Origin of the sequence: Streptomyces zhihengii (genome assembly GCF_016919245.1) — a bacterium.
Taxonomy (GTDB): Bacteria; Actinomycetota; Actinomycetes; order Streptomycetales; family Streptomycetaceae; genus Streptomyces; species Streptomyces zhihengii.
In genome coordinates this window covers 2,028,022-2,044,188 of the sequence record NZ_JAFEJA010000001.1, presented here as the reverse complement: position 1 = coordinate 2,044,188, position 16,167 = coordinate 2,028,022, and the positions used below count along the sequence as shown (strand labels likewise).

General features: G+C 74.6%; 13 protein-coding genes and 1 pseudogene. 6 read left to right on the top strand and 8 right to left on the bottom strand.

Features of this window, described 5'->3' with window-relative positions; all coding sequences use genetic code 11:
* Positions 1–95: 95 nt before the first annotated feature.
* A pseudogene (locus JE024_RS08405) lies at positions 96–1,451 on the top strand (ABC transporter transmembrane domain-containing protein); the annotation flags it as partial.
* An 834-nt stretch (positions 1,452–2,285) separates the two neighbouring features.
* Entirely contained in the window at positions 2,286–4,049 is a 1,764-nt protein-coding gene (locus tag JE024_RS08400) for an ABC transporter ATP-binding protein (protein WP_244883143.1), read from the top strand.
* Positions 4,050–4,062: 13 nt separating this feature from the next.
* On the opposite strand, the gene hemC is transcribed toward JE024_RS08400, so the two are convergent.
* Positions 4,063–4,998, bottom strand: a complete 936-nt coding sequence (gene hemC, locus JE024_RS08395) for a hydroxymethylbilane synthase (RefSeq protein ID WP_205373004.1) — start codon at positions 4,996–4,998, stop codon at positions 4,063–4,065.
* 172 nt (positions 4,999–5,170) lie between these two features.
* Between hemC and JE024_RS08390 the strand changes: the two genes are divergently transcribed.
* Together JE024_RS08390 and JE024_RS08385 are read left to right on the top strand one after the other, a co-directional pair.
* Positions 5,171–6,241 (top strand): right-handed parallel beta-helix repeat-containing protein, encoded by a 1,071-nt coding sequence (locus JE024_RS08390; RefSeq protein ID WP_205373003.1) that lies wholly within the window; start codon positions 5,171–5,173, stop codon positions 6,239–6,241.
* Between the two features lie 41 nt (positions 6,242–6,282).
* Positions 6,283–7,314, top strand: coding sequence for a methyltransferase (locus JE024_RS08385; protein ID WP_205373002.1), 1,032 nt, complete (start codon positions 6,283–6,285; stop codon positions 7,312–7,314).
* A 73-nt stretch (positions 7,315–7,387) separates the two neighbouring features.
* Here JE024_RS08385 and JE024_RS08380 read toward each other — a convergent pair whose 3' ends face one another.
* The 7 genes from JE024_RS08380 to JE024_RS08350 all read right to left on the bottom strand — a co-directional run bounded on the left by JE024_RS08380 (position 7,388) and on the right by JE024_RS08350 (position 12,699).
* A complete protein-coding gene (locus JE024_RS08380) occupies positions 7,388–7,720 on the bottom strand; it encodes a TcmI family type II polyketide cyclase (RefSeq protein WP_205373001.1) in 333 nt (110 codons plus the stop codon).
* A gap of 39 nt (positions 7,721–7,759) precedes the next feature.
* A complete protein-coding gene (locus tag JE024_RS08375) occupies positions 7,760–8,239 on the bottom strand; it encodes an SRPBCC family protein (protein WP_205373000.1) in 480 nt (159 codons plus the stop codon).
* 1 nt (position 8,240) lies between these two features.
* On the bottom strand, positions 8,241–8,507 hold the full coding sequence (locus tag JE024_RS08370) for an acyl carrier protein (protein WP_205372999.1): 267 nt from the start codon (positions 8,505–8,507) through the stop codon (positions 8,241–8,243).
* 50 nt (positions 8,508–8,557) lie between these two features.
* The gene (locus JE024_RS08365) at positions 8,558–9,799 is read right to left on the bottom strand and encodes a beta-ketoacyl synthase N-terminal-like domain-containing protein (RefSeq protein ID WP_205372998.1); all 1,242 of its coding nucleotides are present in this window, start codon (positions 9,797–9,799) and stop codon (positions 8,558–8,560) included.
* Positions 9,796–11,064 carry a beta-ketoacyl-[acyl-carrier-protein] synthase family protein gene (locus tag JE024_RS08360; RefSeq protein ID WP_205372997.1) on the bottom strand — a complete coding sequence of 423 codons (1,269 nt, stop codon included), beginning with the start codon at positions 11,062–11,064 and terminating at the stop codon, positions 9,796–9,798. The genes JE024_RS08365 and JE024_RS08360 overlap by 4 nt, the downstream gene beginning before the upstream one ends.
* Complete coding sequence (locus tag JE024_RS08355) at positions 11,061–11,486, bottom strand: cupin domain-containing protein (RefSeq protein ID WP_205372996.1); 426 nt, start codon at positions 11,484–11,486, stop codon at positions 11,061–11,063. Before JE024_RS08355 ends, JE024_RS08360 begins: the two co-directional genes overlap by 4 nt.
* 94 nt (positions 11,487–11,580) lie before the next feature.
* Positions 11,581–12,699, bottom strand: coding sequence for a SchA/CurD-like domain-containing protein (locus JE024_RS08350; protein WP_205372995.1), 1,119 nt, complete (start codon positions 12,697–12,699; stop codon positions 11,581–11,583).
* Positions 12,700–12,942: 243 nt separating this feature from the next.
* Between JE024_RS08350 and JE024_RS08345 the strand changes: the two genes are divergently transcribed.
* Together JE024_RS08345 and gdhA are read left to right on the top strand one after the other, a co-directional pair.
* A complete protein-coding gene (locus JE024_RS08345; RefSeq protein WP_205372994.1) occupies positions 12,943–14,601 on the top strand; it encodes an FAD-dependent oxidoreductase in 1,659 nt (552 codons plus the stop codon).
* 170 nt (positions 14,602–14,771) lie between these two features.
* On the top strand, positions 14,772–16,127 hold the full coding sequence (gene gdhA, locus JE024_RS08340; protein ID WP_205372993.1) for an NADP-specific glutamate dehydrogenase: 1,356 nt from the start codon (positions 14,772–14,774) through the stop codon (positions 16,125–16,127).
* The last annotated feature ends 40 nt before the right edge of the window (positions 16,128–16,167 follow it).

Here is a 16,167-nt window from a genome sequence, read left to right as displayed (position 1 = left end):
CACCGGACATCCGCGGCCCGCTGCGGTTCCTGTGGTGGCTGACGGTCGCACAGCTCCACCGCGTCCTGCTGGGCACGCTCTGGGGCACCCTGTGGATGTGCGCGCTGATCGTGCCCCCGTACCTGCTGTCCCGCGCCGTCGACGACGGGCTGCGGGCGCGGGACGGGGGCGCCCTGCTGGGCTGGTCCGCCGCGATCGTCGCGACCGGCGTCGTCGTCGCCGTCCTCGGCATGCTGCGCCACCGCACCATGACGATGGTCAGGACGGACGCTGCCTACCGCACGCTCCAGGTCGTCGTCCGCCATGTCGCGGCCCTCGGCGCCACGCTGCCCGCCAAGGTGTCGGCGGGGGAGCTGACACAGCTTCAGGCGGGCGACACGGGCCGGATCGCCCGCGCGCTGACCGTCACCGGGCCGGGCATCGGCGCCGTCGTGGCGTACGGCGCGACCGCGGCACTGCTCCTCGGCGTCTCCGGCACCCTGGCCGCGGTCGTGCTCCTCGGCGTGCCGCTGCTGGCCCTCGCCGTCGGTCCGCTGCTGGGGCGGCTGCACGGCGCCGAGAGCGCCTACCGGGAGAAGCAGGGGCGCCTCACCGCCCGGGCGGAGGACATCGTGTCCGGACTGGGCGTGCTCGGCGGCCTCGGCGGCAAGGCGGCCCACGGGCACCGCTACCGCGAGCGTTCACGGGCGCTCCTCGCGGACGGATACCGGGTGGCCGCGTTCACGAGCTGGGTGCAGGCCGTCGGCGCGTGTCTTCCCGTGCTGTTCCTGGCCCTCGTCACCTGGATCGCGGCGCGGATGGCGGCCGCGGGCGACATCACGGTGGGGGAGACGGTCGCGGTCTACGGGTACGTCGCCTCCCTCCTCGTCCCGGTCTGGTTCTTCGTGGAGGGCGCGGACGACGTCCCCCGGGGCCTGGTCGCCGCCCGCAGGGTCGTCGGCATCCTCGCCCTGGAACCCGGTGTCGCCGACCCGGCGGGCACCCCCGGCGCCGTGCCCGCGCCCGGCGGCCCGGCGGCCCTGCACGACCCCGTCTCCGGGCTCACGCTGCGGCCCGGTCGCACGGCCGGACTGGTGAGCGCACGGCTCGACGAGGCACGCGCCGTCACCGACCGGCTGGCCCGCTTCACCGACTCCGGCGCGACCTGGGGCGGGGCGCGGCTGGCCGCGATCCCCCTCGCCGACGTCCGCCGCCGGATCCTGGTCGCGGACAACGACGCCCATCTCTTCGCCGGGCCCCTGCGCGAGGCCGTGCAGCCCGGTGTGCCCGCCCCGCCGCGGGCCCTCGCGGAGGCCCTGCGGGCGGCGGTCGCCGAGGACGTGGCGCAGGCCCTGCCCGGCGGCACCGCCGCACGGCTCGACCCCCGGGCGGGCAACGTCTCCGGCGGCCAGCGCCAGCGCCTGCGCCTGGTGCGGGCCCTGCTCGCCGACCCCGAGGTGCTGCTGCTCGTCGAGCCGACGTCGGCGCTGGACGCCCACACCGAGGCGGAGGTCGCCGACCGGGTCCGCGCGGCCCGGGCCGGCCGCACGACCCTGATCGCCGGCACCTCACCGCTGCTGCTCGACCGGTGCGACGAGGTGCACCTCCTCGTCGACGGCCAGATCACCGCCTCCGGCACCCACCCGGAACTGCTGCGCACCCACCCGGACTACCGCGCCCTGGTCCTCCGCGCCACCACCGAGGCCCCGCTTTCGCGCCGGGCCGCCGCCCCCTCTCCCTCGCCGGCCGCGGACGGCCCTGCGCCGGACCCCTGCGGGGCCGCCGCCGCCCCGCCCTCGGGCCGCGCCACCACCGAGGCCCCGCTTTCGCGCCGGGCCGCCGCCCCTCTCCCTCGCGGCCGCGGACGGCCCTGCGCCGGACCCCTGCGGGGCCGCCGCCGCCCCGCCCTCGGGCCGCGCCACCACCGAGGCCCCGCTTTCGCGCCGGGCCGCCGCCCCCTCTCCCTCGCCGGCCGCGGACGGCCCTGCGCCGGACCCCTGCGGGGCCGCCGCCGCCCCGCCCTCGGGCCGGGCCGCCACCGAAGCCCCGCTTTCGCGCCGGGCCGCCGCCCCCTCGCCCCCGCCCGCCCCGGACGGCCCTGCCCCGGACCCCCGCGGGGCCACCGAGGCCCCGCCCCCGCGCCGGGACGACGAAGCCCCGCCCCCGCCCGCCCCGGACACCCCCGTGCCCGGCCCCCGCCGGGCCGCCGAGGCCCCGGATGCCCCCGTGCCCGGTCCTCCCGGGGGTGCCGCAGCTCCCGCGCCCGGCCGGAAGGGCCCCGGGGCGGCGCGGACGGAGGGGGAGCGGTGACCGCGGACGCAGCGGGGCAGCCGCGGCTCCCGGTCGCCGACCGGGCGACCGTGCGCCGCGCGGTGGTGCGCCTGGTCATGGCCGACCGGTGGGCGATGGCCGGCATCGTCCTGCTGACCTCCCTCGCCGCCGTCGCCGGGCTCGCGGGCCCCTGGCTGCTGGGCAGGATCGTCACCCTCCTGGAGGCGGGCGAGGCCACCACCGGGTCGGTCGACCGGCTCGCGCTGGCCGCCGTGGTCTGCGCCCTCGTCCAGCTCGTGCTGACCCGGTTCTCGCTGCGCGGCTCCCACCGGTTCGGCGAGCGCGCCCTCGCCCGGCTGCGGGAGGACACCGTCGACCGGGCGCTCGCGCTGCCGCCCTCCGTCGTCGCCCGCACCGGTACGGGCGACCTGACGATCCGCGCGGCCATGGACGTCACCACCGTGGCCACCACCCTGTGCGTCGCGGTCCCCGAAGTCGCCGTCGCCGTCGCGCAGATCCTGTTCGTCTACGCCGCCGTCCTCCTGCTGGACCCGCTGCTCGGGCTGTGGGCGCTCACCGCGCTGCCGCTGGTGTGGGGGTCGGTCCGCTGGTACCTCGCCCGTGCGCGGGCGGCGTACCTGGCCGAGGGCGAGGCCTCGTCCGACGCCGCCGGAAGCGTCTCCGCCACCGCCGAAGGCGCCCGCACGGTCGAGGTGTTCGGCCTCGCGGCACGGCGCGTGGCGGAGGCCGACCGTGCCATCGGCGCCTCCTACGGAGCCGTCCGCCGCACCCTGTTCCTGCGGTCCGTCCTCTTCCCGGTCAACGAGTTCGCCCATGTGCTGCCGGTGGCCACGACCCTGCTGGCGGGCGGCTGGGCCCACCTCGACGGGCGGACGGCCCTCGGCACGGTGGTCACGGGCAGCCTCTACATGTGGCAGCTCACCGACCCGTTCGACCGGCTGCTGATGTGGGCCGAGCAGTTCCAGCGCAGCGGGGCGGCCCTGGCGAGGATCGAGGGCGTCGCCCTCGCCGCCGCGGAACCGGTGCCCGGGGTGGCGCAGCCCGCGGACGACCGGATCGAGATGAGCGGCGTCCACTTCGCCTACGCCGGGGGCCGGGACGTCCTGACCGATGTGCACCTGCGGGTGCACCCGGGGGAGCGGCTGGCGATCGTCGGCCCCTCGGGCGCGGGCAAGACCACGATCGGCAGGCTGCTCGCCGGGGTGGACCGGCCGCGGGCCGGCGGCGTCCGCCTCGGCGGCGTCCCGGTCGCCGACCTGGCGGCCGCGGGCGAACTCGGCGGCCGGGTGGTGCTGGTGACGCAGGAACACCATGTGTTCCTGGGGACGCTGCGCGACAATCTGACGATCGCCGCGCCACGGGCCGGCGACGACGAGCTGCGCGCCGCGCTGGCCCTGGTCGGCGCCGGCTGGGCCGCGGATCTCCCCGAGGGGCTCGGCACCCCGCTCGGCCCCGGCGGCACCCGTCTCGACCCGGCGCAGGCCCAGCAGCTCTCCCTCGCGCGGGTGGTGCTGGCCGACCCGCACACGCTGATCCTCGACGAGGCGACCGCGCTGCTCGACCCGGCCACGGCCCGCGAGGCGGAGCGCGCGATGGCCGCCGTACGGGCCGACCGCACGGTCGTCGCCATCGCCCACCGGCTCCAGACCGCGCACGACGCCGACCGGGTCGCCGTCGTCGACGGCGGACGCGTCGTCGAGCTCGGCACCCATGACGAACTGGTCGCCTCCGGCGGCCGGTACGCCGCCCTGTGGCGCTCCTGGCACGGCGGCGCGTAGGCCGCCGGCCGGGTCAGTGCGCGATGGAGTCGATCAGGTCCCGCGCGCCCTGGCGGAGCAGGGCCACGGCGACCGAGGTGCCGAGCGTCGCCGGGTCCAGCGGACCGGCCCATTCGTGGGCGTTGAGGACCGTCTTGCCGTCGGGGGTGAAGACCTTCGCCCGCAGCGACAGGTCCCCGTTGCGCTCCGCCCGGGCGTAACCGGCGATCGGGCTGTTGCAGTGGCCCTGGAGGACGTGCAGCAGCATCCGTTCGGCCGTGGTCTCGCGATGGGCGTCGGGGTCGCCGAGGCCGCTCACCGCGTCGACGACCTCGGTGTCGTGCTCGCGGCACTGGAGGGCGAGGACACCGGCGCCGATCGGCGGGCACATGATCTCCGGCGACAGCACCTGGGTGATCACGTCGGGGCGCCCGATGCGTTCGAGCCCGGAGACGGCGAGCAGCAGCGCGTCTGCCTCGCCCGCGTGCAGCTTCTCCAGCCGCCGGTTCGCGTTGCCGCGCATCGCCACGCACTCCAGGTGCGGGTGGGAGGCGGCGAGCTGGGCGGTGCGCCGCACGGAGGAGGTGCCGATCCGGGTGCCCGCGGGCAGTTCGTCGAGCGTCAGCCCGCCCGGGTGGACCAGGGCGTCGCGGATGTCGTCGCGCTCCAGGAAGGCGGCGAACGTCGTCCCGGCCGGCAGCGGACGGTCGGCCGGGATGTCCTTGACGCAGTGCACGGCGAGATCGGCCTCGCCGGCGAGGAGCGCGGCGTCCACCTCCTTGGTGAACGCCCCCTTGCCCTCGACCTGCGCGAGATCACCCATCCAGCGGTCCCCGGTGGTCACCACCGGCACGACCTCGGTGCGCAGACCCGGGTGAAGCGCCGTCAGCGCGGCGCGGACGCGTTCCACCTGGGCCAGGGCCATGGGGGAGGAACGGGAGACGATGCGGATCAGCTCGGGCACAGTCATGCGCACACGATAGGGCGTCGGGGCGCCTCCCCAGAACCCGCTGCGCACAGCCGGGGCAATCGCGCGGGCACCGGCCGGCCATTGCGCTGCCCGGGGACGCGCCACGCCGCGACACGACGGCGTTCGGCCTGGTTCATCCGGATTCGCGCGGTACGCCGCATAGCTTCGGACTATGACAAAACGACAATTCGCCCTCGCCGGCTGCGCGGTCGTCCTCGCCGCCTCCGGCATCGGCGCAGCCGCCCCCGCCTCGTCCCACCACGACGCCGTCCTGCACGTCGCCCCCGGCCAGTCGATCCAGCGGGCCGTCGACGCGGCCCGCCCGGGCGACACCGTCCACCTCGCCCCCGGCACGTACCGCCAGAGCGTACGGATCACCACCCCGGACGTGACCCTGCGCGGCGCCGGGACGCGGACCGTGATCAGGCCCGCCGCCGGCACCCCGGCCGAGGACTCCTGCGCCGCCGCCGGCAACGGCATCTGCGTGCAGGGCGAGCGCGGCGCCCCCGTCGAGGGCGTGCGCGTGCAGTCCCTCCGTCTGGAGGGCTTCACCAGGAGCGGCGTCTGGGCCGCCTGGACCGACCGTCTGACGGTCCGCCGGGTGACCTCCGTCGACAACGGCACCTGGGGCATCGCCCAGGAGCGCTCGACCCGCTCCCTGCTGGTCCGCAACACCGTGCGCGGCAACGGCGACGCGGGCATCTTCGTCGCCAACACGGTCTCCGAGGAGGCCGGCGCCACCGACACCCGCGGCACCCGGATCAGCGGCAACGACATGTCGGGCAACCGGATCGGCGCCACCGTGCGCCGGGTGCGCAACCTCGTCGTCGAGAACAACGCGGCCACCGGCAACTGCGCCGGCCTGTTCCTCGTCGGCGACGAGTCCAAGCCCCGTGCGGGCGCCCTGACGGTCCGCCGCAACTGGGTCGTCGCCAACAACAAGTCCTGCCCCGCGACGGCCCGGCTGCCCCGCATCCAGGGCGCCGGCATCGTGCTCACCGGCACCGAGGACGTCCTCGTGGAGCGGAACAGGATCTCCGACAACGTGGGCGACTCCCCGTTCTCCGGCGGGGTCGTGCTGTTCAAGAGCGTCGTCGGCGTGCCGGGCACCAACAACGTCGTCCGCGACAACCTGGTGCTGCGCAACGGAGCCGCCGACCTCGCCAACCGCGACACCACCGGCACCGGCAACCGCTTCGACGCCAACGTGTGCGGCGTCTCCGAGCCCGCCGGAATGTGCTGACCCGGCCCACGGGACAGGCATCTCACGAGAAACGAGACGGCATGACCACCGCACCCACCACCAAGCCCCGTGACGCCATGCGTCTGCGGGAGCTCGTCTTCGGAGCGGCCTGCGCCGCCGCCGTGCGCGCCACGGCCCGCCTCGGCGTCGCCGACGCCCTCGACGACACGCCGCTGTCCGCCGAGGACCTGGCCGCGGCCGTCAAGACCGACGCCCGGGCGCTGCGGCGCCTGCTGCGGGCGCTGACCTGCTACGGCGTCTTCAGCGAGGAGCCGGACGGGCGCTTCGCGCACACCGACATGTCCCGCCAGCTCCGCGAGGACGACCCCCAGAGCCTGCGCTGGATCGCCCTGTGGTGCACCGAACCGTGGACCTGGGCCGCCTGGCCCCGGCTCGACGAGGCGGTGCGCACCGGCGACAGCGTCTTCGAGGACCTGTTCGGCAAGGAGTTCTTCCCGTACCTCCACGAGGACGCCGAGGAGTCGGCCCACGTCTTCAACCGGGCCATGACCACCTCCAGTGTCCAGTCCGCCCGGGACGTCGCCGAGCTCCTCGACCTCACCGGGGCCGCCGGCGTCGCCGACATCGGCGGCGGCCAGGGCCATGTGCTCGCCAGCCTGCTGGAGAAGTACCCCGGGATGCGCGGCACGCTGCTCGACCTGCCGGGCGTCGTCGAGCGCGCCGACCCCCGGCTGCGCGACGGCGGCGCGCTCGCCGCGCGGGTGGACGTCGTCCCGGGCGACTGCCGCGAGGCCGTCCCCGTCGAGGCCGACGTCTACATCATCAAGAACATCCTCGAATGGGACGACGAGAGCACCCGCCGCACCCTGCGGAACGTGATCGCCGCGGCCCGTCCCGGGGCGCGGGTGGTCGTCATCGAGAACCTCGTCGACGACTCGCCCTCCATGCGGTTCACCACCGCCATGGACCTGATGCTGCTCCTCAACGTCGGAGGCGCCAAGCACACCCGGGCGAGCATGGAGAGCCGGATGCGGGAAGCCGGCCTCGTGGTCGGCGAGGTCCGCCCCGTCAACGCCTACCTCCACGCGTTCGAGAGCGTGGTCCCCGGCTGACGGCCCGTCCGCACCACGGACAGCAGCCGGCCCCGCGGTGTCCCCCGCGGGGCCGGCTGCTGTGTGTCCGCGCTCAGGAGCGCGGCTCGCGCTGCCAGCTGTAGAACTGGGTGGCCATCGCGTCCTTCGGGCCCCGCCAGGTCTGCGGGTCGTACGGACTGACGAAGGCCGCCAGGCGTTCGCTGACGTCACGGAACGCGACGTGCTCGGTCACCTTCGCGATGGCGGGCCCCGGCGGGCGCTCCGACTCGATCAGGTGCAGGTACACGTCGCCGAACTGGAACAGGCTGCGGCGGTTGACGCCGACGAGGTGCGGCAGCTCACCGCCGTCGGAGGCCGCGAACACCTCCGCGATGTCCGGAGCCGATCCGGGCGCCATACGGGCGACGATCAGTGCGTGGTGCATCAGGGGCGTCCCTTCGGATGCCGTCGTGGGTCGGGGGCGTCAGCGCGGCGTGACGGGGGCCGTCTCGCGGACCCGGGCGCGCTGCTCGATGCGCTCCTTGATCAGGCTCATCTGGACGCGCGAGTTGCGGTTGATGTTCTCGGTCATCCACTCGTCGTCCACGGGCGCGTCGGGCTTCATCGCGAAGTCCTGCGTCCAGTGCATCCGCACGCCCTGCGGCGTCTCCTCGTAGGTCCAGCGGATGTTCATGTACTGGAAGGGGCCGGTCTCGACCCGCTTCGCGCGGACGCTCAGCGAGGCGCGGTCGGCCTCCCGCTCGGAGACCCAGCTCCACACCTTGCCGTTCTCGTCGGGGTACATGGTGAGCCGGAACACCGTCCGGTCGCCGTCCCGTTCGAGCACCTCCACCGAGGCGTACTCGGTGAAGAGCTGCGGCCAGTGGTCGACGTCGTTGGTCACGTCCCACACCAGGTCGAGCGGGGCTTCGATGATGATGTCGTTCTCGGTGTGCCCGGACATGTCAGGCTCCTGCCATCAGAGAGTCGTTCACGAGATCGAGGAACTCGCGGGGGGTCTTGCAGCGGTCGGCGTCGGGCGGCAGCGCCCGGCCGTACCGGTTCTCCAGTTCGCCGACGATGCCGAGCAGACCCAGCGAGTCGAGGCCGTACACCTCGAACGGGGTGTCCGGGTCGCGGTCCATCGCGGCGGCGTCGACGGTGATGCCGGCGCCCTTCTTCATCAGGGCCGACAGTTCCGTGACGGTGAGCTGTGCGGGCTGTGCGGTCATGGATGCTTCCTTTGCTCGTGCCCGGGACCGACGGTCCCGGGCTGTTCTCCTCAGTCGGCGCGCCGCAGCACCAGGGCCGCGTTGGAGCCCATCAGCCCACGGCTCAGCACCAGCGCCGTGCGCAGCTCCGCCGGCCGCGCCGTGCCGGTCACCAGCGCGATGTCGTGGCACACGTCGTCGTGCACGTGCGGCGTCGGCGGGACGAGCCCGTGCTCCATCGCCAGCACCGCGGCCGCCACGTCCAGCACCGGCGCCCCGCAGTAGGCGCGGCCGATGCCGGTCTTGGGGGCCGTCACCGGCACCCGGGTGCCGTGCGGGCCGAGGGCGTCGGCCAGCGCCAGCGCCTCCGCCCGGTCGGCCTCCACCAGACCGAGCGCGTCGGCGAACACCACGTCGATCTCGTCGGGCGCGCACCGCGCCTGGCGGAGCGCCCCGCGGATCGCGTGCGCCAGTCCCTCGCGCGACTCCTCCCACCGGGACGCCCCGGTGAACGTCGCCGCGTGCCCGGCGACCACCGCGCGGACCGGCGCCCCGCGGCGCCGGGCGGCGTCCTCGTCCTCGACGACGACCATGGCGCCGCCCTCGGCCGGCACGAAGCCGCAGGCGTTCGCCGTGAACGGCCGGTAGGCCCGCTCCGGCTCCTGGGCGGTGCTGAGCTCGCGGTAGCCGAGCTGGCAGACGATCGAGTACGGCGCGAGCGGCGCCTCGGCGGAGCCGGTCACCACGGTGTCCGTGCCGCGCCGCACCGCCGCCGCGGCGTGCGCGATCGCGTCGAGACCGCCGGCCTCGTCGCTGCACACCACACCGCAGGGGCCCTTGAAGCCGCCCCGGATGGATATCTGGCCGGTGCTCGCCGCGTAGAACCAGGCGATCGACTGGTACGGCCCCACATAGGTGGAGCCCTGGCCCCACAGCCGCTGGAGCTCGCGCTGGCCGAACTCGCCGCCTCCGGAACCCGCCGCCGTGACGACGCCCACGGAGAACGGCTCCTCCTCGTGCGCGCCCGCGGTGATCCGGGCGTCGGCCAGCGCCAGGTCGGCGGCGGCCATGCCGAAGTGGCTGAACCGGTCCGTCTGGACCAGGAACCGTTCCTCGACCAGCGACTCGGCGTCGAAGCCCCGGACCTCGCCCGCGATCCGCAGCGGCAGATGACCGCAGCCCTCGCGGGTGACCTGGTCGAGGGCGCTGACGCCCTCCAGGGTGGCCTTCCAGAAGGCGTCCGTGCCCACTCCGTTGGGGGCGACGACACCCATGCCCGTCACGACGGGACGGCGGCGTTCATCGGGACTCATCGTGTCCTCCCACCTGGCCGCGTCAGCACCACCGCGGACTGGAACCCGCCGAACCCGCTGCCCACGGACAGCACGGTCCGCAGCTTCGCCTCACGGGCGGTGCGCGGCACGTAGTCGAGATCGCACTCGGGGTCGGGCGTCTCGTAGTTCGCCGTCGGCGGGACCACCTGCCGGTCCATCGCCAGCACGCACGCGACGACCTCGATGGCGCCGATCGCGCCCAGCGAGTGACCCACCATCGACTTGATGGAACTCATCGGCACGTCGTACGCGTGCGTCCCGAGGGAGCGTTTCACCGCGGCCGTCTCGTGCCGGTCGTTCTGCTGGGTGCCCGAACCGTGGGCGTTGACGTAGTCGACGTCCGACCCGTCGAGACGGGCGTGGTCCAGCGCGTGGTCGATCGCCCGGGCCATCTCCAGACCCTCGCGGGTCAGCCCGGTCATGTGGTGGGCGTTGCCGAACGTCGCGTACCCGCCGACCTCGCAGTACACCGTCGCGCCGCGGGCCCTGGCGTGCTCCAGCTCCTCCAGGACCAGCACCGCGCCGCCCTCGCCCATCACGAACCCGTCGCGGTGCGCGTCGAAGGGACGCGAGGCGTGCTCCGGGTCGTCGTTGTTGGCCGAGGTGGCCCGGATCGCGTCGAAGCAGGCCACCGTGATCGGGGAGATCGGCGAGTCGGACGCGCCGGCGACACAGACGTCGACGCGGCCCTCCTCGATGGCCTGGAAGGCGTAGCCGATGGCGTCCAGGCCCGAGGTGCAGCCCGTGGAGACGGTCTGCACCGGCCCGTGGGCACCGGTCTGCTCGGCCACCTCGGAGGCCAGCGCACTGGGCGAGAAGGCCCGGTGCAGATGAGGCGCGGCCTCGCTGTGGTCCACGTCCCAGCGGCGGCCCGAACTGCTCACCGCCACGTAGTCGCGTTCCAGCCGGGTGGTCCCGCCGACCGCGGTGCCCATCGACACCCCGACCCGCCACGGGTCCTCCTTCTCCATGTCCAGACCGGCGTCGGCGAGCGCCTCACGGGCCGCCACCATGGCGAACTGCACGTACCGGTCGGCCCGCCGGACCTGCTGGGCGTCGAGTCCGTGGACCGCGGGGTCGAAGTCGACCTCGGCCGCGATCCGTGACCGGAAGCCGGCCGGATCGAAGAGGGTGATGCCCCGCGTCGCCGTCCGGCCGTCCGCGAGCAGGTCCCAGAACGCCGGGGCACCCACGCCACCGGGTGCGACGATGCCGACGCCGGTCACCGCCACACGTCGGTTCACGAAACCGCCCCCGTGGGCTGGGCGGCGCCGTGCGCCTGCGGCGTCTCCTCCGTGTCGACGTGCCCGAGCTCCGGACGCGGCGCCAGCGGGCCGAGATGGAACACCATCCGAGCCTGGGTGCTGCCCACGTTGCGGAACCGGTGGCGGACGTACGGGGGGATCATGAGCCCCTGGTCCGTGCGGATCGGGAAGGTCTCGCCGTCCAGGTCGACCTCCAGCTCGCCGCCGACGACGTAGACGAACTCCTCGGAGTACGGGTGGTAGTGCTCCCCGATCCGGTCGCCGGGCTCCACGATCGCCAGGCCCATGAAACCGCTCGTGGCGCCCACCTCGGTGGGGGTGAGCATGGCGCGCAGGTCGCCTCCGCGCCGGCGGTTGGGCTGGGTCTCGCCGAGGTCGACGATGCGATGCGTTGTGGTCATGACTGATTCCTCCACTGAGGCGGTAGGGCCACGGGCAGGCGGCGGCCGGCCGTGCGGTGCGCCGGAGCGCGGCGCCGGGGACGGGCGCGCGGCGTCAGCCGGCGCGGCGGTCCGTGATCAGGCGCATGTCGGCGCCGCGCAGCAGCCGCGCCGCGAGCTCGGCGCCGGTGGGCGAGCCGCCCAGGCCGAGGGCTTCCAGGTCGAGCAGGCGGGCCAGCACGTCCGGCTTCCGGGGCCCGCGCACGCCGAGGGCGAGCAGCGGGTCGGCGTCGAGCGGACCACGGGTGTCCACGAGACGCACGACGATGTCGTCGCGCTGGAAGACGGTGCTGGAGTCCACGAGCCCCGCGGGCTCGCCCGCGGCCGCCTCGTCCTGCTCGGACAGCAGCCTGGCCAGGGCCATGCCGCAGCCCTGCTTCGCCGGGTAGTACAGCGCGTGCCGCTCCACGTCCGCGCTCCCGCCGCCGGCGGTGGCCAGGTGGTGGACCGCGGGCAGCGCGGCACGGGTGAAGAACGTCCTGGCCGACTGGGGGTCGTCCAGATCGCGGTCCTGCTCCAGATACGGGTTGATGGCCTCCTCGACGGCCCTGACCTCGGGCTGCCGGGCCACGTGCCGCAGCGCCGCCATCAGATCGCCCTCGACCTCGATGGCCCGCACCACACGGTTGCCGTGCATGAAGAGCGACGTCCGGCGCAGCCGCGTCGTGTCGTCGACCCGGGCCGACGGGGAGGCGTACTCCGCGAGGATCGCGGCGACCTTCTCCTCCGTACCCGGCCGGACCGTGAAGGTGAGGGCGTGCCGCACGACACCGTCGCCGACGCGGGGCGCCGCCTGGAGCGGGGTCCTGCGTCCGCCGGTCTCGGCGTGCGCCCCGCCGGTCTCCCGCAGGACGCTGTAGCGGAACGAACGGGTGTCGCGCACGCAGTCGTGCAGAGGCTTGACCGTGTCGAGGTGGTCCTCGCTGTTCACCCAGGCGAGGAAGGGCGGTGCGCTCTCCCACTCACTGGTGATCAGCCACTGCGAGGGGTTCTCGATCGACTGGCAGAGCTGGTCGCTGATGTGACCGGGCACCGAGGCCACCTGGTGGCGCATGTGCTCATAGGCGGTCAGGAACTGCTGCTGAGCGCCGTCGTGCAGGTCCAGCAGCAGTACCACGCGCAGCCGGGAGCCGTCGAAGGCCGACTGGGATATACGTTCGGACAGCGTCGTCATGGTCACGCCTCTCCTCGGACAGTGATGTCGCCACGCCGGTTCCCCGGGGACCACGGGCCCTGACTCGGCCGCGCGGGAATGGGTCGCCGGTACGCGGTGTGGCGGTCCGTTCTTGATCCTGTGCCGCTACCACGGGTGGCGCGAGATGTGTGAACCACCCGGGTGAAGACGCGAGGGAACCGACCGGCCGGGGGCATGGAACAGGGCGTCCCTTCCCCCGCGATGCCGCAGCAGGAGCCACCGATGCAACACCGACCCGAAGTACGCGTCCCGGTCCTCGTCGTGGGCGGCTCCCTGGTGGGCCTGTCCATGTCCCTCTTCCTCGGACGGCTCGGAATCGAGCACATGCTCGTCGAACGTCACGCGGGCACCTCGCACCACCCCCGGGGCCGGGGCAACAACGTCCGTACCATGGAGGTCTTCCGGACGGCGGGTGTCGGCGACGGCATCCGCGACGCCGCCCGGGTCCTCGCGGGCAACCAGGGCATCCTCCAGATCCGCACCCTCACCGACAGCGAGGGCGAGTGGCTCGTCAAGGAGGTGCAGCCCGGCAGCACCGCGGCCGCCTACAGCCCCGCCGCCTGGTGCGTGTGCAGCCAGAACGACCTCGAACCCGTCCTGCTGGAGCACGCGCGCAAGCACGGCGGCGACATCCGCTTCTCCACCGAACTGCGCTCCTTCGAGCAGGACGCGACGGGCGTCACCGCCGTCGTCGAGGACCGCGAGACCGGCCGGCTCCAGACCGTGCGCGCCGACTACCTCGTCGCCGCGGACGGCCCGCGCAGCCCGGTCCGCGAAGCCCTCGGCATCGGGCACTCCGGGCCCGGCGACCTCTTCCACAACGTCAGCGTCACCTTCCGCTCCCGCGGGCTGCCCGCCGTCGTCGGGGACCGCCGGTTCATCGTCTGCTACCTGACGGAACCCGGCGCGGACGGCGCCCTGCTGCCGGTGGACAACGACGAGCAGTGGGTCTTCCACGCCCCCTGGCAGCCCGAACAGGGCGAGACGCTCGACGACTTCACCGACGAACGCCTCGTGGAGCACATCCGCCGCGCCGCCGGCGTGCCCGGCCTCGACGTCGAGATCACCGGCAAGTCGCCCTGGCACGCGGCGGAACGCGTCGCCGACCGCTACGCCGACGGCCGGGTCTTCCTCGCCGGCGACTCGGCGCACGAGATGTCGCCGACCGGCGCCTTCGGCTCCAACACCGGTATCCAGGACGCCCACAACCTCGCCTGGAAGCTCGCCGCCGTGCTGCGCGGCACCGCCGGCGAGGGGCTGCTCGGCACCTACGAGCAGGAACGGCGCCCCGTCGCCGTGGCCACCAGCGCCCGCGCCTCGTCCCGCTCCCGCGAGCACAGCCACCCCGGCTACCGCCCGGGGCCGGGCGGCGGCGGCAAGCAGAGCGCGATGCTCGCGGTCGCCGTCGGCTACCGCTACGGCGAGGGAGCCGTCATCGGCGCGGACGCCTCCGCGCCGCCCGTGCCCCAGGAGCTGGAGCTGACCGGTGAGCCGGGCAGCAGGGCCCCGCACCTGTGGCTGCGCCGCGCCGGCGGCCGGCCGTCGCTCTCCACCCTCGACCTCTACGAGCGCGACCTCGTCCTGCTCACCGGCACCGGACCGGCCGCGGAAGCCTGGCGCACGGCGGCCGGCCGCGCCGCCGCGGCGCTGGACGTGCCGCTCACCGTGTACGCGCTCGGTGCCGGTGCGGACGCGGAGCTCCAGCCCGAAGCCGGTGCCGACTGGGCCGCCGCGCACGGCACGACCAGCGACGGAGCCGTGCTGGTGCGGCCCGACGGCTTCGTAGCCTGGCGCTCGGCGGGCGCCGCGGACGCCCCCGAGGAGACCCTCACCGGGGTGCTCCGGGGCCTGCTGTACCGGGGTGTGGACGCCAACGGCTGAGCCGCGATCCGGCTGATAGCGTCGCCAGGGAGGCGGCCGCGCGACGGCCGCCTCCCTCTCTGGTGCCGTGAACGCGGCGGCCGGGGCGGCCGTACTCCACGCCGGCGACGACTTCCGGACCACCGCCCGGTCCGGCGGTGGCCAGCCGGCCGGGCAGAAAGGGACACGCCGTGACAGCTTCGGACCCGAAGGGCCGCCAGGCCGCGCTCTACGCCGAACTCGAACGCCGCAACCCCGGCGAACCCGAGTTCCACCAGGCGGCCCGCGAGGTCCTGGAGAGTCTGGCGCCCGTCTTCGCGTCCCGCCCCGACTACGCGGAGCCGGGGCTCGTCGAGCGGCTCGTCGAGCCGGAGCGGCAGATCATCTTCCGGGTGCCGTGGCAGGACGACCGGGGCGCCATACACGTCAACCGGGGCTTCCGGGTGGAGTTCAACAGCGCCCTCGGCCCCTACAAGGGCGGTCTGCGCTTCCACCCGTCGGTGAACCTCGGGGTGGTCAAGTTCCTCGGCTTCGAGCAGATCTTCAAGAACGCCCTCACCGGGCTCGGCATCGGCGGCGGCAAGGGCGGCAGCGACTTCGACCCGCGCGGGCGCTCGGACGCCGAGGTGATGCGCTTCTGCCAGTCCTTCATGACCGAGCTCAGCCGCCACATCGGCGAGTACACGGACGTGCCCGCCGGGGACATCGGCGTCGGGGGCCGGGAGATCGGCTACCTCTTCGGCCAGTACCGGCGGATCACCAACCGCTGGGAGGCGGGCGTGCTCACCGGCAAGGGGACCGCCTGGGGCGGCTCGGCCGGCCGGCCCGAGGCCACCGGATACGGCAGCGTCCTGTTCGCCGCCGAGATGCTGAAGGAGCGCGGCGAGGACCCGGCGGGGCTGACGGCCGTCGTCTCCGGCTCGGGGAACGTCGCCATCCACACCATCGAGAAGCTCGCCGCCCTCGGCGCGCATCCCGTGACCTGCTCCGACTCGGGCGGTGTGATCGTCGACGAGAAGGGCATCGACGTCGCCCTGCTGCGGCAGATCAAGGAGGTCGAGCGCGGGCGCCTCGACGAGTACGCCCGGCGGCGCGGCAGCTCCGCGCGCCATCTGCCCGGCGGCAGCGTGTGGGACGTCCCCGCCGAGCTGGCCTTCCCCTCCGCCACCCAGAACGAGCTGGACGCGGGGCACGCCCGCGCGCTGGTCGCGGGCGGTGTGCGCGCCGTCTCGGAGGGCGCCAACATGCCGTGCACGCCCGAGGCCGTGCACATCTTCCAGGAGGCGGGCGTGGCCTTCGGCCCCGGCAAGGCCGCCAACGCCGGCGGTGTCGCCGTCAGCGCCCTGGAGATGCGGCAGAACGCCGCCCGGGAGAGCTGGCCGCAGGACCGGGTGGAGGACGAACTCGCCCTGATCATGGCCGACATCCACCGCACCTGCCGGGAGACGGCCGAGCGCTACGGCAGCCCCGGCGACTACGTGGCGGGCGCCAACATCGCCGGCTTCGAGCGGGTCGCGGACGCGATGCTCGCCCAGGGCGTCATCTGACGTCCCGCCCGCACGGCACAGGGCCCGCCGCCCCCTCGGG

Bases quoted from the DNA above. Each gene is read 5' to 3' on its own strand.
- hemC (WP_205373004.1), bottom strand. From the start codon at position 4,998: ATGACTGTGCCCGAGCTGATCCGCATCGTCTCCCGTTCCTCCCCCATG.
- JE024_RS08390 (WP_205373003.1), top strand. From the start codon at position 5,171: ATGACAAAACGACAATTCGCCCTCGCCGGCTGCGCGGTCGTCCTCGCC.
- JE024_RS08385 (WP_205373002.1), top strand. From the start codon at position 6,283: ATGACCACCGCACCCACCACCAAGCCCCGTGACGCCATGCGTCTGCGG.
- JE024_RS08380 (WP_205373001.1), bottom strand. From the start codon at position 7,720: ATGCACCACGCACTGATCGTCGCCCGTATGGCGCCCGGATCGGCTCCG.
- JE024_RS08375 (WP_205373000.1), bottom strand. From the start codon at position 8,239: ATGTCCGGGCACACCGAGAACGACATCATCATCGAAGCCCCGCTCGAC.
- JE024_RS08370 (WP_205372999.1), bottom strand. From the start codon at position 8,507: ATGACCGCACAGCCCGCACAGCTCACCGTCACGGAACTGTCGGCCCTG.
- JE024_RS08365 (WP_205372998.1), bottom strand. From the start codon at position 9,799: ATGAGTCCCGATGAACGCCGCCGTCCCGTCGTGACGGGCATGGGTGTC.
- JE024_RS08355 (WP_205372996.1), bottom strand. From the start codon at position 11,486: ATGACCACAACGCATCGCATCGTCGACCTCGGCGAGACCCAGCCCAAC.
- JE024_RS08350 (WP_205372995.1), bottom strand. From the start codon at position 12,699: ATGACGACGCTGTCCGAACGTATATCCCAGTCGGCCTTCGACGGCTCC.
- JE024_RS08345 (WP_205372994.1), top strand. From the start codon at position 12,943: ATGCAACACCGACCCGAAGTACGCGTCCCGGTCCTCGTCGTGGGCGGC.